Below are 19,294 nucleotides of genomic sequence, written 5' to 3'. Positions count from 1 at the left end.
GGGAGGTAGTCTTCACTTCAGATTGACTGACTGAAACCAGCTCTTCATCGAGCAAGTAGCGAACGCGCTGGTGCTGCAATCACCATTGGCCAGCGCCGTGCGCAACTTGTCGGCATCAGCCTGCATCACGTAGCGCACGCTGTCGCGAAAGTGGCCGCTTTCACCAAAACCGCCCTGGGTCATTTCGCTCAAGGCATCCTCTTTGCTCCAGCCCTGCACCACCACCCGATACATCGCCGCCATCAGGCCGGTGCGGTCGGATCCGTGTTTGCAATGCATCAGCACCGGGCCATTGGCTTCGGCTGCCTGAATGGCGCGCAACGTCTTCAGTACATCGGCGTCGTCGACGTGGTTGGTGCGATACGGCAGCTGCACTTGATTGATGCCTGGCTCGGCCAGCCAGCTGCTGTCGGCTTCCGGCAGGAAGTTGATCACCGTGGCGACTTTGAGATTTTTCAGCAACGGGACTGCGCCGCCATCCGGCAACGCGCTGCGGTAGAGCGTTGGCGACATCTGGAACAGGTTGTATTGCACCTCGACCGGCTGAGCCCATTCAGTCGGGCGAACAGCCGTTGCCGACGCGGCGTGGGCCGGCATCCACGGCAACAGCACTACAAGCGATAAACACAAAGCAGAGAACAAACGCACTCGGGACATGCTGGGTGACCGTGTCGGGATTCATCGATGAAAGGAGCCACAGCTTCGATGTTCGGCGGTCAAAGCCCTGTGAGCCGTTTGTAAAAGAATCGTGAATCAGCGCTGTTTCATCGGGTTCAGCCAATAAAAACCACTCTTTTTTCCACTGAATCGGTTCACCCGGAAGCTTAGCCTGCTACCATTTGTCACACGATGTTGCAGACGCGTCCCCCTTTTCCGGGTCATCCCGGCCACGTCGCGACGAAAAAATCCTCGAGCCGTTCGCAGAAACGGCTACCCCTGATGCCTGATGAGGTGCACCCCATGTCTGATGAAAGTCGAGACAACCCGCGGCGTGAGTTTTTGCGCAAATCCCTGACCCTGATCCCGGTGGTCACCCTGGCCGGTACCGGTCTGGGCAGCAGCGTCCTGCAAGCCGCGCCTGAAGCAGCGCCGGCAGCACCCGCGCCGCAGCCGGTTCGAGCGAATGCCGGCGTTTATCAGCCCAGCTACTTCACCGCCGAAGAATGGGCGTTCATCAATGCCGCCGTCGCGCAATTGATCCCCAACGATGCTCAAGGCCCGGGCGCGCTCGAAGCCGGTGTGCCGGAATATATCGACCGGCAGATGAACACGCCGTACGCCGCGGGTGCCCTGTGGTACATGCAAGGCCCGTTCAACGCCGACGCTGCTCCTGAAATGGGCTGGCAGAGCAAACTGGTGCCCAAAGAGATCTATCGCCTCGGCATCGCTGCCACGGATCAGTGGGCAAAAACCCTCAACGGTAAAGTATTTGCTGAGCAAGACAGCGCTACCCGAGAAGATTTGCTCAAGCAACTCGAAGCTGGAAAACCGCAGTTCGAAGCGGTTCCGGCGAAGATTTTCTTCAATCTGCTGCTGCAAAACACCAAGGAAGGGTTCTTCTGCGACCCGATCCACGGCGGCAACAAAGGCATGGTCGGCTGGACCATGATCGGCTTCCCCGGCGCCCGCGCCGATTTCATGGATTGGGTGGAACGCAACGAGCAATACCCCTTCCCGGCAGTTTCGATTCGCGGCGAGAGGGCGTAAGCATGGCAACGGTAATGAAGAAGGTTGACGCCGTCATCATCGGTTTCGGCTGGACCGGCGCGATCATGGCCAAGGAACTCACCGAAGCAGGTTTGAACGTGCTGGCGCTGGAGCGCGGGCCGATGCAGGACACCTACCCCGACGGCAACTATCCACAGGTGATCGACGAACTCACCTACAGCGTGCGCAAAAAACTCTTTCAGGACATCTCCAAAGAGACCGTGACCATTCGCCACAGCGTCAACGACATCGCCCTGCCGAACCGCCAGTTGGGCGCGTTTCTGCCGGGCAATGGTGTCGGTGGTGCTGGCCTGCACTGGTCGGGCGTGCATTTTCGGGTCGACCCGATCGAGTTGCGCATGCGCAGCCACTATGAAGAGCGCTACGGCAAAAGCTTCATCCCCAAGGACATGACCATCCAGGATTTCGGCGTCAGCTATGAAGAGCTGGAGCCATTCTTCGATTTCGCCGAAAAAGTCTTCGGCACCTCGGGCCAGGCGTGGACGGTGAAAGGTCAACTGGTCGGTCAGGGCAAGGGTGGCAACCCGTACGCGCCGGATCGTTCCAACCCGTTCCCGCTGCAAGCGCAGAAGAACACCGTATCCGCACAGCTGTTCGGCAAAGCGGCTACAGAAGTCGGGTACAAACCCTACAACCTGCCGTCCGCGAATACGTCGGGGCCGTACACCAACCCTTACGGCGCACAGATGGGCCCGTGCAACTTCTGCGGTTTCTGCAGCGGTTATGTTTGCTACATGTACTCCAAGGCGTCGCCGAACGTGAACATTCTGCCGGCGCTGAAACCGCTGCCGAATTTCGAGTTGCGCGCCAACGCCCACGTGCTGCGGATCAACCTCGACAGCACCAAGAGCAAAGCCACCGGCGTCACCTATGTCGACGGCCAGGGTCGCGAGATCGAGCAACCGGCGGATCTGGTGATCCTCGGCGCCTTCCAGTTGCACAACGTGCGCCTGATGCTGCTCTCTGGGATCGGCAAGCCATACGACCCGAAGACTGGCGAAGGCGTGGTCGGGCGTAACTTCGCCTACCAGAACATGGCGACCATCAAGGCGTTCTTCGACAAGGACACCCACACCAACAACTTCATCGGCGCTGGCGGCAACGGCGTGGCGCTGGACGACTTCAACGCCGACAACTTCGACCACGGCCCGCACGGCTTCGTCGGCGGCTCGCCGATGTGGGTCAACCAGGCAGGCAGCCGGCCGATTGCCGGCACCTCGAACCCGCCGGGCACCCCGGCCTGGGGCAGTGCGTGGAAACGCGCGACCGCCGATTACTACACCCATCAGGTGTCGATGGACGCCCACGGCGCGCATCAGTCCTACCGTGGCAACTACCTCGACCTCGATCCGGTGTATCGCGATGCCTACGGCTTGCCGCTGCTGCGGATGACTTTCGACTGGCAGGAAAACGACATCAAGATGAACCGCTTCATGGTCGAGAAAATGGGCAAGGTCGCCGAAGCGATGGGGCCGAAAGCCATTGCGGTGATCGGCAAGCAAGTCGGCGATCACTTCAACACCGCGGCGTATCAGACCACCCACCTCAACGGCGGCGCGATCATGGGCACCGATCCGAAGACCAGCGCATTGAACCGCTACCTGCAGAGCTGGGACGTGCACAACGTCTTCGTCCCGGGCGCCTCGGCGTTCCCGCAGGGCCTGGGTTACAACCCGACCGGGCTGGTAGCGGCACTGACCTATTGGTCGGCGAAGGCGATCCGCGAGCAATACCTGAAAAACCCCGGCCCGCTGGTTCAGGCTTAAGGAGCGATGACCATGAAGAATTTCGTTATCGCGACGTTGGCGCTGCTCGGCAGCGCCTCAATTCATGCGGCTGAAATTGATCAAGCGTTGATCAAACAAGGCGAATACCTTGCCCGCGCCGGTGATTGCGTGGCTTGCCACACCGCCAAGGGCGGCAAGCCGTTCGCCGGTGGCCTACCGATGGAAACGCCGATCGGCACGATCTACTCGACCAACATCACCCCGGATAAAACCGGCGTCGGTGATTACAGCTTCGAGGACTTCGATCAAGCCGTGCGCCATGGCGTCGCCAAAAACGGCAGCACGTTGTACCCGGCGATGCCGTATCCGTCCTACGCCCGTGTCAGCGAAACCGACATGCAGGCGCTGTATGCGTACTTCATGCACGGCGTTGAACCGGTCGCGCAGGAGAACAAGGCCAGCGACATTCCGTGGCCGTTGAGCATGCGCTGGCCGCTGATGGGCTGGCGCTGGATGTTTGCGCCGAAGGTCGAGGACTACAAAGCAACAAGTACCGACCCGGTGATCGACCGTGGCGCCTATCTGGTTGAAGGCCTCGGCCACTGCGGCGCCTGTCACACACCGCGCGCCCTGACCATGCAGGAAAAATCCCTCAGTGCCGCAGATGGCAGCAACTTCCTCGCCGGCAGTGCACCGCTGGAAGGCTGGATCGCCAAGAGCCTGCGCGGCGATCACAAGGATGGCCTCGGCGGCTGGCGCGAAGAGCAACTGGTGCAGTTCCTCAAGACCGGGCGCAGCGATCGCAGTGCGGTGTTCGGCGGCATGAGCGATGTGGTCACTCACAGCATGCAATACATGACCGACGCCGACCTGACGGCAATCGCCCGCTACCTCAAGTCACTGCCGGCCAGTGATCCTGCCGATCAGCCGCATCAGTACGACGAGAAAGCGGCCAAGGCCTTGTGGAACGGTGACGACAGTCAACGCGGCGCGTCGGTGTACATCGACAACTGCGCGGCGTGCCACCGCACCGACGGCCACGGCTACACGCGAGTGTTCCCGGCGCTGGCGGGCAATCCGGTGCTGCAATCGGCAGACCCGACCTCGTTGATTCACATCGTGCTCAAAGGTGGGACTCTGCCAGCGACTCACACCGCACCGTCCACGTTCACCATGCCGGGTTTCGCCTGGCGCCTGTCGGATCAGGAAGTGGCGGATGTGGTGAGTTTTATTCGTGGCAGTTGGGGCAACAAGGGGGCGGCGGTCAGCGCTGACGACGTCAGTCGTTTGCGCACCAGCGACATGAAAAACACTTCGGCAGATGATCTCGGCCAAGTAACCAACAACAACTAATAAAAAGCCCTGCTCGCATTCATTCGGGCAGGGCTTTTATTTTTACATCGCAACTAATCCAGCATTTAACCCATCTTATGGGTTCATGATGTTTACGTAAGTCTTGGCCAGCGCGAGCAACTTGGCCTTATCATCTGCATCAATATCCCCATCACCATCGACATCTTTTTCATTACGTACATCAAAGGTTTTACCGGCGTCATAAGAAGAGGCGATGATAATCCGCGAATCCAGCAAGGACTCGGTCGGCACGCCGTTCTCTGCATCCCAACCCGACTCTTTCAACGCAAATTGCATGGACACCAGTACCTCATCCGGATCAACCGGAGTCGGCCCAAGCTTCTGCAGAAAGATGCCACGATGATTGAAGTTAGACATGATTAATTCCTTTTAAATATTGAATAGCAGAATGACAACAAAACCAATACTAACGACTTGGCGTTTTACACTGCCAGTTCAAAGATGTGTCTCCGGGTTGCAGTAACAGCATTGATCAAAGAAGATCCCGCATTTGCAAGGGTACTGTTGAATCATGTAAATCGCCGAACGGCACTAGCTGTTTCTTCGCACCAGCGATACTGTATGCGCATACAGCGATCAGGATGCCTGCGATGCACACGCCTTTGCCACCTCGCGGACGCGGCACCGCGACCAACCCGCACAACCGTTTCGCGCCGAATCGTTCGGTGGCCGAAGATGACGGCTGGTATCAGGAAGTGCCCGAGACGCAGAACACCGAGGTGATGATCGAAACCGCGAAAACCATCATTACCCGCAACACCTCGCCGGACCTGCCCTTCGACCGTTCGATCAACCCCTATCGCGGCTGCGAACATGGCTGCATCTATTGCTACGCGCGGCCGAGCCACGCCTATTGGGACATGTCGCCAGGGCTGGATTTCGAAACGAAGCTGATCGCCAAGACCAATGCTGCGCAGGTGCTGGAAGAACAGCTGAGCAAACGCGGCTATCAATGCGCACCGATCAATCTGGGTTCAAATACCGACCCGTATCAGCCGATCGAACGCGAACACAAGATCACCCGGCAAATCCTCGAGGTGCTGCTGCGCTATCGGCATCCAGTGACCATTGTCACCAAAGGCTCGCTGATCCTGCGCGATCTCGACCTGCTCACCGAACTGGCGCAGCAACGGCTGGTGGCGGTAATGATCAGCCTGACCACGCTGGACGACGAACTCAAACGCATCCTCGAACCGCGCGCGGCGGCGCCCAAGGCGCGCTTACGCGCGATTCGGGTGATGCGCGAAGCGGGGATTCCGGTCGGCGTACTGTGTTCGCCGATGATTCCGATGATCAACGACAGCGAAATCGAGAGCCTGCTCACCGAAGCCCACGCCGCCGGCGCACAAAGCGCTGCCTACATGATGCTGCGCCTGCCGCTGGAAGTGGCGCCGCTGTTTGAGGAATGGCTGGCGGCGCACTATCCGCAGCGCGCCGCGCACGTGCTGAGCCTGATCCGCCAGAGCCGTGGCGGCGAGCTCTATGACAGTCGTTTCGGCGCGCGCATGCGCGGCGAAGGGGTGTTTGCCGACCTGCTCGCGCAACGTTTTGCCAAAGCCATCAAGCGTCTGGGTTTGAATCACCGCGAAGGCTACAACCTTGATTGCAGCGCCTTCTGTCCGCCGGGTCGCCAGATGTCGTTGATTTAGCGACAATTGGCCTATGGTTGAGGGGTTGGAGTCCTTCCGCCGAAACCCGCAGTCACGTTTTTTGTGACCTGGAACACACGTTCTAGAGCGTTTGATTCAGTTTGAGTTAAGTTTCGGCGGCTACCTTGTTCATCGAGTGACTGACGGGTCGGGATGACCCGGATAGTTTTAAACAGCCACTGGCTTCATACCGGAATACCGGGGAAGACTCCCTGAATCCGCCTAAGAGGATGAATCATGAGTGACAAGGATAAACAGCCGTTGGCTGCGTCGGCGCAAACCCCTGAAGCGGAATCCGCCGATGCAGCGCTGCGCCAGATCGTAGACGGCTTTTTGCATTTTCATCATGAGATTTTTCCGCAGCAGGAAGAACTCTTCAAGAAACTCGCCACGGCCCAGGCGCCGAAAGCGATGTTCATCACCTGCGCTGATTCGCGCATCGTTCCCGAGCTGATTACGCACAGCTCGCCCGGCGATCTGTTCGTGACCCGTAACGTCGGCAACGTTGTCCCGCCTTACGGGCAGATGAACGGCGGCGTTTCCACCGCAATCGAATACGCGGTACTGGCGCTCGGCGTGCAGCACATCATCATCTGCGGCCACTCCGATTGCGGCGCCATGCGTGCAGTGCTCAACCCGGACAGCCTGGAAAAAATGCCGACGGTCAAAGCCTGGCTGCGCCACGCGGAAGTGGCAAAAACCATGGTGCATGAGAACTGTAACTGCGCCGACGAAAAAGAAAGCATGCCGATCCTCACCGAGGAAAACGTCATCGCCCAACTGCAGCACTTGCGTACCCATCCTTCGGTAGCCTCGCGCATGGCGAACGGTCATCTGTTCATCCATGGTTGGGTCTACGACATCGAAACCAGCGAAATCAAAGCTTACGACGCGGATCAGGGACGTTTCCTGCCGCTCGATGGTAGCCATCCGATTCCGGTGGCGACGCCGAAAGCGCGCTTCTAAATCTTCCTAAAAATCTGTGTGGTTTGACGCCGGCCGCTATTTCAGCGGTTCGGCGAAGCCATGCCTGAAGAAAACTTCGGGAGAATCGCCATGCGTGCGGCTCAATTGAAAGCGGTGTTGCCACGGGAGCTGCTTGCTTCAGTGGTTGTGTTTCTGGTCGCTCTGCCGCTGTGCATGGGCATTGCGATTGCGTCAGGGTTGCCGCCGGCCAAGGGCCTGATCACCGGGATCATCGGGGGTCTGGTGGTCGGTTGGCTGGCGGGTTCGCCGTTGCAGGTCAGTGGGCCGGCGGCGGGTCTGGCGGTGCTGGTGTTCGAGCTGGTGCGCCAGCACGGCATCGAGATGCTCGGGCCGATCCTGCTACTCGCCGGTTTCCTGCAACTGGTGGCCGGGCGCTTGAAGCTCGGTTGCTGGTTTCGGGTCACGGCGCCAGCGGTGGTCTACGGGATGCTGGCGGGGATCGGCGTGTTGATCGTGCTGTCGCAGGTGCATGTGATGCTGGATGCGTCGCCTAAACCTTCAGGGCTGGATAACCTCACGGCATTCCCGGCAGCAGTAGCGCAGGCCTTGCCGTCGTTCGGCTGGCAGGCGGGTCTGCTTGGGCTATCGACGATTGCGGTGATGTGGCTGTGGGAGAAGTTTCGCCCGCATTCGCTGCGCTTCGTTCCCGGTGCATTACTCGGTGTCGGGCTGGCGACCGGGGCGAGTCTGCTGCTGGCGTTGCAGGTGAAACGCGTCGAGGTGCCGGCGAATCTGGCGGAAGCTATTGATTGGCTGAAGCCTGCGGACTTGCTCAGTCTGGCTGACCCGACGCTGTTGATCGCGGCGTTCGCGGTGGCGTTTATCGCCAGCGCCGAAACCCTGTTGTCCGCCGCTGCGGTGGATCGCATGCACAACGGCGTACGGTCGGACTTCGACCGCGAACTGTCGGCGCAAGGTGTCGGCAACATGCTCTGCGGTCTGGTCGGCGCGCTGCCAATGACCGGGGTGATCGTGCGCAGTTCGGCCAACGTCCAGGCCGGTGCGACCACGCGTTACTCGACGATCTTTCATGGTCTGTGGTTGCTGGCGTTCGTGTTGTTGCTGTCGAGTGTGCTGCAAAGCATTCCGGTGGCGAGCCTGGCGGGCGTGCTGGTCTATACCGGGTTCAAACTGGTCGACCTGAAAGCCTTTCGCGGTCTGAGTCGTTATGGGCGGATGCCGATGTTCACCTATGCGGCGACAGCGCTGGCAATCATCTTCACTGACCTGCTGACCGGTGTATTGATCGGTTTCGGTCTGACGCTGTTGAAGCTGGCGTTCAAGGCTTCGCGCTTGAAGATCAGCCTGATCGATCTGCCGCAGGACGGTGAGATGGAGCTGCGTCTGGTCGGCGCGGCGACCTTCCTCAAGGTACCGGCGCTGACCCAGGTGCTGGGCAGTATTGCGGCGGGCACGACGGTGCATGTGCCGCTCAACAATCTGAGCTACATCGACCATTCGTGTCTGGAGTTGCTGGAAGAGTGGGGCCGGGCGAATGCGGCGAAGGGCTCGAAGCTGTTAATCGAGTCGCGTGGGTTGAAGCGCAGGCTTGAAGGACGGATTCGCACAACAACAGGCATCGGTGCAGCCGGCTAAATCTCCGATTGAACTCACCCCCTGTAGGAGCTGCCGCAGGCTGCGATCCTTTGATTTTGATTGTAAAAAAACAAGATCAAAAGATCGCAGCCTGCGGCAGCTCCTACATTGGATCGTGTGAACTCAGGCGGCAGGCTGGTCGAGTTCCAGGCCCACGCCCAGTCGGCGGCCCATGCACGGCCAGCGTTTCCACGCCGCGCCGGTGTCCGGGCTGCTGAGTTTTTCGCGGTAAATTTCTACCGACTCCAGCGCAAAACTCTCGTCGTTGAGCATCTCGTCGATCGCGTGATGCACCGCTTCGTCCAGTTGGTTGGCAAATTCCTCACCGATCAATTGGTGAGCAATCAAGTTGGCGACCGTCATGTCCAAGGGGATCAGTGGCTGGCCGAAATGCTTGATGTACAGGTCGTTGACCTCTTCGACAAAACGGTGCGCCAGATAGGCTTCGTCGAGCAGGCTGTCCAGGCCAACGTGCCCGGCCATGATGGCGGGAGGCTGGAGGAAATACTGCTCGGCGATTTTCAGCACCGGTTTGATCTGCGATTCGATTCCCGCTTCCCTGGCGACTTCATTGGCTGCGTCCAGCAGGTCAGGCACTTCATCGATATAGGCGGCGACAAAACGCGTCAGCACGCCTTGGGCGTCGGCTTCCGGCAATTGAATGGCCGGGTGTAAATGAGGCAGCTTGCTTTCCAGCTGACGAGTCAGCAGGCCGGTGTCTTTTTCGTGTTGTTGGGCTTTTTGGATCTGCTCGCGCAATGCGGCGGTGTTCATGAAAACTCCAGGAAACAAGGCAATGAAATAGGGAAGACATAACTTAGCTGGCTTACGAAAAATGCTAAGACGCATTTGTCATAATTATTTCATCCTTGATGCACCTGCGTTATATCGATTTGCCACCACTCGTCTGCATCCTTCTCCATTCGTGCCCTCGAATGCAAGCACCCGCTGTTTCAGATGATTTACGTCGACACATTGCAATTCTCAGTCGCTGTCTATACTCGCCAGTGAATGGAGTTAGCTGATGACGCCCGACTGCACCCGCAGCAAGGCCCGGCGATTCAAGTTCGTAGTCTGATGCAGCCGCTCCCTTGCCGCAGGCGAAAGCCGGCGGGATAACAAGAACGATAAGGGGAACCCGCAATGATGCGACATCCACACGTCTGGATGGGCCTCCTGTTGTGGTCGATTTTCAGTCCGGCACACGCCGCATGGACTGTGAATATGGCGCCTGGAGCGACTGAAATCAGTCACGCAGTATTCGACCTGCACATGACCATTTTCTGGATCTGTGTGGTGATCGGGATCATCGTCTTCGGCGCCATGTTCTGGTCGATGATGGTGCACCGCCGTTCTACCGGGCAGGTCGCCGCAAAATTCCACGAAAGCACCACCGTCGAGATTCTCTGGACCATCGTACCTTTCCTGATTCTGGTGGCGATGGCCGTGCCGGCGACCGCCACCCTGATCAGGATGTACGACACCAGTGAGCCGGATATCGATATCCAGATCACCGGTTATCAGTGGAAGTGGCACTACAAGTACCTGGGCCAGGACGTCGAGTTCTTCAGCAACCTGGCCACCCCCGCCGAGCAGATCCACAACAAGGAAACCAAGGGCGAGCATTACTTGCTCGAAGTCGACAAGCCGTTGGTGCTGCCGACCGGGGCCAAGGTGCGCTTTCTGGTGACCTCCGCCGACGTGATCCACTCATGGTGGGTGCCGGCCTTCGCGGTGAAACGTGATGCGATCCCGGGGTTCGTCAACGAAGCATGGACGCGCATCGACAAGCCCGGCATTTACCGTGGCCAGTGCGCCGAACTGTGCGGCAAGGATCATGGCTTCATGCCGATCGTGGTCGAGGTCAAGGGGAAGGCCGACTACGACAAGTGGCTCGCTGACCGTAAAGCCGAAGCCGCGCAACTCAAAGAGCTGACCAGCAAGGACTGGACGCTCGACGAACTCAAGGAACGCGGCGACAAGATCTATCACACCACCTGCGTGTCCTGTCACCAGGCGGAAGGTCAGGGCCTGCCGCCGATGTTCCCGGCGCTCAAGGGCTCGGAACTGATCATGAAAGGCAGCAAGGCCGATCACCTGCATCGCGTGGTCTTCGGCAAACCGGGCACCGCCATGGCGGCGTTCGGCAAGCAGCTCTCGGAAGTCGATATCGCAGCGGTCGTGACCTACGAACGTAACGCCTGGGGCAACAACAAGGGCGACATGGTCACGCCAAAAGAAGTGCTGGAGATGAAACAGGCGGGAGACAAATGAGCCGGCCTATCGCATCTACCCGCCACGGTTCGCGGCTCACTGCCGCGAGCCACCCCGCCTGTTCACGTAAAGGAGACCGGCCATGAGCGCTGTAATCGATGACCACGGTCATGCCGACCACGCCCACGGTCCCGCCAAAGGCCTGATGCGCTGGGTGCTGACCACCAACCACAAGGACATCGGCACCCTGTACCTGTGGTTTGCGTTCTGCATGTTCCTGCTCGGCGGTACGTTCGCGATGGTGATTCGCGCCGAACTGTTCCAGCCGGGGCTGCAAATCGTCGAGCCGGCGTTCTTCAACCAGATGACCACGATGCACGGTCTGGTGATGGTTTTCGGTGCAGTGATGCCGGCCTTCGTCGGCCTCGCCAACTGGATGATCCCGTTGATGATCGGCGCGCCGGACATGGCCCTGCCCCGGATGAACAACTTCAGCTTCTGGCTGTTGCCGGCGGCATTCCTGATTCTGGTGTCGACCCTGTTCATGCCCGGTGGCGGGCCGAACTTCGGTTGGACGTTCTATGCGCCGCTGTCGACGACGTACGCGCCGGAAAGCGTCACCTACTTCATCTTCGCCATCCACTTGATGGGGATCAGCTCGATCATGGGCGCGATCAACGTGATCGCGACCATCCTCAACCTGCGCGCCCCCGGCATGACGCTGATGAAAATGCCGCTGTTCGTCTGGACCTGGCTGATCACCGCATTCCTGCTGATCGCAGTGATGCCGGTGCTGGCCGGCTGCGTGACGATGATGTTGATGGACATCCACTTCGGCACCAGTTTCTTCAGTGCTGCCGGTGGCGGTGACCCGGTGTTGTTCCAGCATGTGTTCTGGTTCTTCGGCCATCCCGAGGTGTACATCATGATCCTGCCGGCCTTCGGCGCCGTCAGCTCGATCATCCCGACCTTCTCGCGCAAGCCGCTGTTCGGCTACACCTCGATGGTCTACGCGACGGCGAGCATCGCGTTCCTGTCGTTCATTGTCTGGGCGCACCACATGTTCGTGGTCGGCATTCCGCTCGTCGGCGAGCTGTTCTTCATGTACGCCACGCTGCTGATCGCGGTGCCGACCGGGGTGAAGGTGTTCAACTGGGCCAGCACCATGTGGCAAGGCTCACTGACCTTCGAGACGCCGATGCTGTTTGCCGTGGCGTTCGTGATCCTGTTCTCCATCGGCGGCTTCTCCGGGCTGATGCTGGCCATCGCCCCGGCGGACTTCCAGTACCAGGACACCTACTTCGTGGTCGCGCACTTCCATTACGTGCTGGTGCCGGGGGCGATCTTCGGGATCTTCGCCTCAACCTACTACTGGCTGCCGAAATGGACCGGCCACATGTACGACGAAACCCTCGGCAAACTGCACTTCTGGCTGTCGTTCGTCGGCATGAACCTGACCTTCTTCCCGATGCACTTCGTCGGTCTTGCGGGGATGCCGCGACGGATTCCGGACTACAACCTGCAGTTCGCCGACTTCAACATGGTCTCGTCGATTGGCGCGTTCATGTTTGGTGCGACGCAGATTTTCTTCCTGTTTATCGTCATCAAGACCATTCGCGGCGGCCCGCCAGCACCGGCAAAACCGTGGGATGGCGCGGAAGGCCTGGAGTGGAGCGTGCCGTCACCGGCGCCGTACCACACCTTCACTACACCGCCGGAAGTGAAATGAACACCCGGCCTTTTGTGAAATTGGTGCAGAGGCACAGATCCCCGGTGGATGCTCACAAATCTTCTTTGGATGCACATAGAGCCCCTGTGGAGGGTGGAAGCCATGGCTGACTCGGTATCGATGAAGAAACTGGTCACCCGCCTCCTAGGGGTGGTGCTGGCGATGTTTGTTTTCGGTTTTGCCCTGGTGCCGATCTACGACGTGATGTGCAAAGCCTTCGGCATCAACGGCAAGACCGCCGGACAGTACGAGGGTGAGCAAGTGGTCGACACGTCGCGCCAGGTGCGCGTGCAGTTTCTGTCGACCAACAACGTCGACATGCCATGGGATTTCTATCCCAAGCATGACGAACTGACCGCCAACCCCGGCGCAGTCAACGAGATGATCTTCATAGCGCGCAACCCCACCGACAAACCGATGAGTGCGCAAGCCGTGCCGAGCATCGCGCCGAGCAACGCCGCGGCGTATTTCCACAAGACCGAATGCTTTTGCTTTACCCAGCAGGTGCTGCAGCCCGGTCAGCAGATCGAGATGCCGGTGCGCTTCATTGTTGACCGCGACATGCCCAAGGATGTGAAGCACCTGACGCTGTCCTACACGCTGTTCGATATCACTGCCCGACATCCGCCGGTGGCTGTAAACACTGGCGGTTGAGCGTGCCCGATAAGGAGAACAATAAATGGCAACTCATGAGCATTATTACGTTCCGCCGCAAAGCAAATGGCCGATCATCGCGACCTTCGGCATGGCCATCACCGTGTACGGCCTCGCCACCTGGTTCAATGATCTGAAGGCGGCGCGCCCGGAATCCCACGGCCCGTACATCTTTTTCGTCGGTGGCCTGTTGCTGGCGTACATGCTGTTCGGCTGGTTCGGGGCGGTGATCAAGGAAAGCCGCGCGGGACTCTACAGCCCGCAACTGGACCGCTCGTTTCGCTGGGGCATGAGTTGGTTCATCTTCTCCGAGGTGATGTTCTTCGTCGCCTTCTTCGGCGCGCTGTTTTACGTGCGGCACATCTCCGGCCCGGCGCTCGGTGGCGAAGGGCCGAAAGGCATCGCGCACATGCTCTGGCCGAACTTCCAGTTCACCTGGCCGCTGCTGCACACGCCGGATCCGAAACTGTTCCCGCCGCCGAAAGAAGTCATCAGCCCGTGGGGCCTGCCGCTGATCAACACGATCCTGCTCGTCAGCTCCAGCGTGACCATCACCATCGCCCACCATGCGCTGAAAAAAGGCCATCGCGGCGCGCTGAAAATCTGGCTGGCGATCACCGTGTTGCTGGGCTGCTGCTTCCTGGCCTTGCAGGCTGAAGAGTACATGCACGCTTATCACGAACTGGGGCTGACCCTCGGTTCGGGCATCTACGGCGCGACGTTCTTCATGCTCACCGGTTTCCACGGCGCCCACGTGACCATCGGCACGATCATTCTGTTCGTGATGCTGATGCGCATCATGAAGGGCCATTTCGACGCCGAACACCAGTTCGGCTTCGAAGCAGCGAGCTGGTATTGGCACTTCGTTGACGTGGTGTGGATCGGCTTGTTCATCTTCGTTTATGTGCTTTAAAAACAGCTGCAAACCATAACAACAGCTGCAAGCTTCAAGTCAAAGCAGTAAGGCTTTTAACTTGTAGCTTGCCACTTGCAGCTAGGGTCTACCACGTCACGTGGGACACCAATTGGCCGCTGTAAAAGCCCCAGGCGATCAAGCCGACGGTGACAGCGGCCAATGCCACCCGAACACTCAAGGCGATGACCAGGCGATTGGAACTGCTGTCGTCCTTGACCAGGAAAAACAGGCCGCTGAACAGGCTGATCACCGTGGCAATCAGCATCAGGACGATCGCTGTTTTGAGCATGGGAGAACTCCGGGGGACAGGCGATGCAGTTGAGTATAGCGAGCGCAACGACTGACTTTGTGGCGCAGCCATGAAGCGTTTTCGTCCGGGCGTGATTCCGACCGTGGTGGTGGCGCTGTTGCTGCCGCTGCTGGTGTCTTTGGGCTTCTGGCAACTGAGCCGGGGCGCGGAGAAAACCGCCCTGCTCGCCAGTTACGCCGAACGCCGCGCCGCTGAACCGATGGCCAGCACCGAACTCCTTAATAGCGCCGATCCGGCTTATCGCCGTGTGCATCTGCACGGCCAGTTCGATGCCGCGCACAGTCTGTTGCTGGATAACCGCCAGCGTAACGGCAAGGTCGGCGTCGAGCTGCTGCAACCGTTTCAGGATCAACGCAGCGGCCTGTGGCTGCTGGTCAATCGCGGCTGGCTGCCGTGGCCGGATCGCCGCGTGCCGCCGCAATTCACCACGCCCACAGAGGCGTTGAATGTCGACGCCTGGGTCTACGTCGCCCCCGGCGCCACTTTCCAACTTCACGCCGATCCGGTCAGCAGCACCTGGCCGCAAACCATCACCGCCGTCGAACCCGCCAAGCTGTGGCAAACCCTCGACCGCGACGGCTTTGCCTACGAATTACGCGCCGAACCCGGCCCGGCCAGCTACGAGGCCGATTGGCCAGTGGTTGCCATGGGCCCGGAAAAACACCTCGGTTACGCCGTGCAGTGGTTCGCCATGGCCACCGCCCTGCTCGGCCTCTACGTCTATTTGGGCTTGCACAACGCAAAGGAGAAACACCATGGGAACGGCCATGAATCCACCCAGCATGTCTGAGGCGAAACCTGCCGCCAGCCGTCGGCGCGGACGCATTCAGTTGCTGCTGATCCTGCTCGGCGTGATCGGCCCGATGGTGCTCGCCACCGGCATGTACAAATTGCAGTTCTGGGTGCCGGAAGGTCGCAGCTATCACGGCGAACTGATCGGCAACGGCCAGACCCGCGCCGACCTCGGCGTGCAGGCCGATGAAGAGCGCTGGCAGATGCTGGTCACTGCGCCGAAGGATTGTGCGGTCGATTGCCAGCAACTGGTGTATCTGGCGCGGCAGATCCAGGTCGGTCTGGGCCGCGATGCCGGTCGCGCCAGTCATGCGCTCGCCGTCGCGCAACCGCTGAACGCCGATTACGCGGACAAGCTGACCCGCGAATATCCGCAACTGCAACGCTATCCGCTGGACGCCAGCGTTTTCAGCAAGGCCACCGGCGACAAAGCCACGCCGCAGCTGTGGATCATCGACCCGCACGGCAATCTCGTGCTGCGTTACGAGCCAAACGTGAAAGGCAAGGATCTGCTCAACGACCTGCGTCACCTGCTGAAACTGTCGAACATCGGATAAGGGCATCGTCATGGCCAAACCTGGATTTCGCCTCGCGCTGTTTGCCACCCTGCTGGCGCTGATTGTGGTGCTGCTCGGCGCTTATACGCGCCTGACCCACGCCGGCCTCGGTTGTCCGGACTGGCCGGGCTGCTACGGTTTTATCAGCGTGCCGAAAAGCGAAGCGCAACTGGCCCATGCCGAGCTGCATTACCCCGACTCGCCAGTGGTGGCGCACAAGGGCTGGAACGAGATGATCCATCGCTACTTCGCCGGCACCCTCGGCCTGCTCATTTCGATTCTGGCCGGGCGCGCGTGGGTTAATCGGCGTCATCCGGGGCAGCCGTTGAAGTTGCCGCTGTTTCTGCTGGCGGTAGTGTTTGCGCAAGCGGCGTTCGGCATGTGGACGGTGACGCTCAAGCTTTGGCCGCAGGTGGTCACCGGGCATTTGCTCGGCGGGTTTGCGACCTTGAGTCTGCTGTTCTTGCTGACGCTGCGATTGTCCGGCGTGCTGCCGGCGCTGACCGTGCCCAAGCGTTTGCAGTATTGGGCGACGGCGGGGTTGTTGTTGGTGATTGGCCAGATCGCGCTGGGTGGCTGGGTCAGTTCCAACTACGCAGCGGTGGCGTGCATCGACTTCCCGACCTGCCACGGGCAATGGCTGCCGCCGGCGGATTTCGCCAATGGGTTTCATCTGACTCAACACATCGGCCCGAATTATCTCGGCGGGCAACTGGATAGCGACGCGCGCACGGCGATTCACCTGACTCACCGTATCGGCGCGCTGCTGGTGACGTTGGTGTTGCTCGGCCTGGCGTGGCAATTGAAAGTGGTCGGCATGACGCGGCTGGCCGGCCTGGTGGTGATCGCCCTCGCCGCACAAATTACCCTCGGCATCAGCAACGTACTTTTTCATCTGCCACTGCCGGTGGCGGTCGCGCATAACGCTGGCGGTGCGGCGCTGTTACTCACGATGGTGCTGGTCAACTATCACGCGCGCACCAGTCTGGTCCGGGTCAAACAACCGGCGCTCGCACGCTGGCGCCTGAGCCCGCGCAAACACGTGGCCGCGCCCATCACAATAAAAGGAGAAACGCCGTGGCGATTCTGATTGGCGAACGCCCGCATCAGGCGATCTGGCGTGATTACCTGGAACTGACCAAACCGAAAGTCGTGGTGCTGATGCTGATCACTTCGCTGGTCGGCATGTTCCTCGCGACCCGCGCCGGGGTGCCATGGACGGTGCTGGTGTTCGGCAATCTGGGGATTGCGCTATGTGCCGGTGGCGCGGCGGCGGTCAATCATGTGGTCGATCGGCGCATTGATGCGGTGATGGCGCGCACCCACAAACGGCCGCTGGCCGAAGGACGGGTTTCGCCGGCGGCGGCGCTGACCTTTGCGCTGGTGTTGGCCTTGCTCGGTCAGGCCTTGTTGCTGACTTTCACCAATCCGCTGACGGCGTGGCTAACGCTCGCTTCGCTGCTCGGTTACGCGGTGATCTACACCGGTTTCCTCAAACGCGCGACGCCGCAGAACATCGTCATCGGTGGCCTCGCCGGCGCCGCCCCGCCGCTGCTCGGCTGGACCGCCGCCACCGGCCACGTCAGCGCAGAACCGTTGTTGCTGGTGCTGATCATCTTCGCCTGGACGCCGCCGCACTTCTGGGCACTGGCGATTCATCGCAAGGAGGAATACGCCAAGGCCGACATCCCGATGCTGCCGGTCACCCACGGCGAGCACTACACCAAAGTGCACATTCTGCTGTACACCTTCGCACTGCTGGCGGTGAGTCTGCTGCCGTACGTGATCCATATGAGCGGCGTGCTCTACCTGATTTGCGCCCTCGGTCTGGGCGCGAGGTTTCTGCAATGGGCCGTGGTGCTGTACCGTGGCACTCGGCCGCACGCGGCGATCAACACCTTCAAGTACTCTATTTATTACTTGTTCCTGCTGTTCATCGCCCTGCTCGTAGACCACTACTTACTGTTGAACCTATGACTCGAACCCAGAAAACCGTCTTCATCCTCGTCGCCGTGATCGCGCTGATCCTCGGCCTGACCGTCAACAAAGTGCTGAGCGGCAAGGGCCAGGGCGACCCCACTGCGCTGATCGACGCCGGCATTATTCTGCTGCCGCAGAGCCGCAATCTGCCGGACGTGACGATGACTGATCAGGACGGCAAACCGGTGGCGCTCAATGATCTGAAAGGTAAATGGAGCCTGTTGTTCTTCGGCTACACCTTCTGCCCGGACATCTGCCCGACCACATTGGCGCAGCTGCGGCAGATCAAGAGTGAATTGCCCAAGGACGCTGTGGACAAGTTGCAGATCGTGCTGGTCAGCGTTGACCCGAACCGCGATAACCCGAAACAGTTGAAGCAGTACCTGGGTTACTTTGATCCGCAGTTCATCGGCCTGACGCCAACCTCGATCGAGGAGCTGCAGAAGGTGGCGAACGCGGTGAGTATTCCGTTTATTCCCGCCGATACCAGCAAGCCGAATTACACCGTCGACCATAGCGGCAACCTTGCGGTGATCGGGCCGGATGGCACGCAGCGTGGGTTTATCCGTGCGCCTTTGAACAATGCCAAACTGGTCGCGCAACTGCCGGTCATGCTTAACCGCAAGTAATCGCCTAAAGGCAAAAGCCCCTCACCCTAGCCCTCTCCCAGAGGGACAGGGGACTGATTGGGGGATATTCAAGAGTTACGCCGACCTGAAAGTTATCCGCTGAATCCATAATCAACTCGGTCTGTCAGGTCGATGTATGACGCCAGACACCTCGGTCGGCCCCTAAAAGCCCCTCACCCTAGCCCTCTCCCAGAGGGACAGGGGACTGATTGGGGGATATTCAAGAGTTACGCCGACCTGAAAGTTATCCGCTGAATCCATAATCAACTCGGTCTGTCAGGTCGATGTATGACGCCAGACACCTCGGTCGGCCCCTAAAAGCCCCTCACCCTAGCCCTCTCCCAGAGGGACAGGGGACTGATTGGGGGATATTCAAGAGTTACGCCGACCTGAAAGTTATCCGCTGAATCCATAATCAACTCGGTCTGTCAGGTCGATGTATGACGCCAGAC

Annotated in this window: 19 protein-coding genes; 15 read left to right on the top strand and 4 right to left on the bottom strand. The window is 59.7% G+C overall.

The window, feature by feature from the left end:
• Positions 1–12: 12 nt before the first annotated feature.
• Positions 13–657, bottom strand: a complete 645-nt coding sequence (locus C2E19_RS01525; protein WP_129387166.1) for a dual specificity protein phosphatase family protein — start codon at positions 655–657, stop codon at positions 13–15.
• 303 nt (positions 658–960) lie between these two features.
• Between C2E19_RS01525 and C2E19_RS01520 the strand changes: the two genes are divergently transcribed.
• The 3 genes from C2E19_RS01520 to C2E19_RS01510 are packed head-to-tail and all read left to right on the top strand — an operon-like array spanning position 961 to position 4,808.
• Positions 961–1,707: a gluconate 2-dehydrogenase subunit 3 family protein gene (locus C2E19_RS01520; protein ID WP_129387163.1), complete on the top strand. Its 747-nt coding sequence runs from the start codon at positions 961–963 to the stop codon at positions 1,705–1,707.
• Positions 1,708–1,709: 2 nt separating this feature from the next.
• A complete protein-coding gene (locus tag C2E19_RS01515; protein WP_129387160.1) occupies positions 1,710–3,494 on the top strand; it encodes a GMC family oxidoreductase in 1,785 nt (594 codons plus the stop codon).
• A 12-nt stretch (positions 3,495–3,506) separates the two neighbouring features.
• Entirely contained in the window at positions 3,507–4,808 is a 1,302-nt protein-coding gene (locus C2E19_RS01510) for a cytochrome c (RefSeq protein ID WP_129387157.1), read from the top strand.
• A gap of 75 nt (positions 4,809–4,883) precedes the next feature.
• Here the strand turns inward: C2E19_RS01510 and C2E19_RS01505 are convergent, their stop codons facing one another.
• On the bottom strand, positions 4,884–5,186 hold the full coding sequence (locus C2E19_RS01505; protein ID WP_129387154.1) for a hypothetical protein: 303 nt from the start codon (positions 5,184–5,186) through the stop codon (positions 4,884–4,886).
• Between the two features lie 233 nt (positions 5,187–5,419).
• On the opposite strand from C2E19_RS01505, the gene C2E19_RS01500 reads away from it, so the two are divergent.
• The 3 genes from C2E19_RS01500 (at position 5,420) to C2E19_RS01490 (ending at position 9,061) form a co-directional block, all read left to right on the top strand.
• Positions 5,420–6,478 carry a PA0069 family radical SAM protein gene (locus C2E19_RS01500; RefSeq protein WP_129387151.1) on the top strand — a complete coding sequence of 353 codons (1,059 nt, stop codon included), beginning with the start codon at positions 5,420–5,422 and terminating at the stop codon, positions 6,476–6,478.
• A 237-nt stretch (positions 6,479–6,715) separates the two neighbouring features.
• Entirely contained in the window at positions 6,716–7,444 is a 729-nt protein-coding gene (locus tag C2E19_RS01495) for a carbonic anhydrase (RefSeq protein ID WP_129387148.1), read from the top strand.
• Between the two features lie 90 nt (positions 7,445–7,534).
• Positions 7,535–9,061, top strand: coding sequence for a SulP family inorganic anion transporter (locus C2E19_RS01490; RefSeq protein ID WP_129387145.1), 1,527 nt, complete (start codon positions 7,535–7,537; stop codon positions 9,059–9,061).
• 123 nt (positions 9,062–9,184) lie between these two features.
• On the opposite strand, the gene C2E19_RS01485 is transcribed toward C2E19_RS01490, so the two are convergent.
• Positions 9,185–9,835: a hypothetical protein gene (locus C2E19_RS01485; protein ID WP_129387142.1), complete on the bottom strand. Its 651-nt coding sequence runs from the start codon at positions 9,833–9,835 to the stop codon at positions 9,185–9,187.
• Positions 9,836–10,204: 369 nt separating this feature from the next.
• On the opposite strand from C2E19_RS01485, the gene coxB reads away from it, so the two are divergent.
• The 4 genes from coxB to C2E19_RS01465 all read left to right on the top strand — a co-directional run bounded on the left by coxB (position 10,205) and on the right by C2E19_RS01465 (position 14,571).
• Positions 10,205–11,335, top strand: coding sequence for a cytochrome c oxidase subunit II (gene coxB / locus C2E19_RS01480; RefSeq protein ID WP_129387139.1), 1,131 nt, complete (start codon positions 10,205–10,207; stop codon positions 11,333–11,335).
• An 82-nt stretch (positions 11,336–11,417) separates the two neighbouring features.
• On the top strand, positions 11,418–13,004 hold the full coding sequence (gene ctaD, locus C2E19_RS01475; RefSeq protein ID WP_129387135.1) for a cytochrome c oxidase subunit I: 1,587 nt from the start codon (positions 11,418–11,420) through the stop codon (positions 13,002–13,004).
• 102 nt (positions 13,005–13,106) lie between these two features.
• Positions 13,107–13,658 (top strand): cytochrome c oxidase assembly protein, encoded by a 552-nt coding sequence (locus tag C2E19_RS01470; protein WP_129387132.1) that lies wholly within the window; start codon positions 13,107–13,109, stop codon positions 13,656–13,658.
• A gap of 25 nt (positions 13,659–13,683) precedes the next feature.
• Positions 13,684–14,571, top strand: a complete 888-nt coding sequence (locus tag C2E19_RS01465; protein WP_129387129.1) for a cytochrome c oxidase subunit 3 — start codon at positions 13,684–13,686, stop codon at positions 14,569–14,571.
• An 88-nt stretch (positions 14,572–14,659) separates the two neighbouring features.
• Here the strand turns inward: C2E19_RS01465 and C2E19_RS01460 are convergent, their stop codons facing one another.
• Positions 14,660–14,863 carry a twin transmembrane helix small protein gene (locus C2E19_RS01460; RefSeq protein WP_034152251.1) on the bottom strand — a complete coding sequence of 68 codons (204 nt, stop codon included), beginning with the start codon at positions 14,861–14,863 and terminating at the stop codon, positions 14,660–14,662.
• A gap of 70 nt (positions 14,864–14,933) precedes the next feature.
• Between C2E19_RS01460 and C2E19_RS01455 the strand changes: the two genes are divergently transcribed.
• The 5 genes from C2E19_RS01455 to C2E19_RS01435 are packed head-to-tail and all read left to right on the top strand — an operon-like array spanning position 14,934 to position 18,842.
• On the top strand, positions 14,934–15,674 hold the full coding sequence (locus tag C2E19_RS01455) for an SURF1 family protein (RefSeq protein ID WP_129387126.1): 741 nt from the start codon (positions 14,934–14,936) through the stop codon (positions 15,672–15,674).
• Positions 15,640–16,233, top strand: a complete 594-nt coding sequence (locus C2E19_RS01450; protein ID WP_129387123.1) for a hypothetical protein — start codon at positions 15,640–15,642, stop codon at positions 16,231–16,233. Before C2E19_RS01455 ends, C2E19_RS01450 begins: the two co-directional genes overlap by 35 nt.
• A gap of 10 nt (positions 16,234–16,243) precedes the next feature.
• Positions 16,244–17,323 (top strand): heme A synthase, encoded by a 1,080-nt coding sequence (locus tag C2E19_RS01445; RefSeq protein ID WP_129387120.1) that lies wholly within the window; start codon positions 16,244–16,246, stop codon positions 17,321–17,323.
• Positions 17,311–18,210 carry a heme o synthase gene (gene cyoE, locus C2E19_RS01440; protein WP_129387117.1) on the top strand — a complete coding sequence of 300 codons (900 nt, stop codon included), beginning with the start codon at positions 17,311–17,313 and terminating at the stop codon, positions 18,208–18,210. The genes C2E19_RS01445 and cyoE overlap by 13 nt, the downstream gene beginning before the upstream one ends.
• Entirely contained in the window at positions 18,207–18,842 is a 636-nt protein-coding gene (locus C2E19_RS01435; protein WP_129387114.1) for an SCO family protein, read from the top strand. The genes cyoE and C2E19_RS01435 overlap by 4 nt, the downstream gene beginning before the upstream one ends.
• The last annotated feature ends 452 nt before the right edge of the window (positions 18,843–19,294 follow it).

It is taken from the genome of Pseudomonas sp. DTU12.3, from assembly GCF_004124275.1.
GTDB classification, from domain to species: Bacteria; Pseudomonadota; Gammaproteobacteria; order Pseudomonadales; family Pseudomonadaceae; genus Aquipseudomonas; species Aquipseudomonas helmanticensis.
This window is presented reverse-complemented; position numbering and strand designations above follow the sequence as displayed.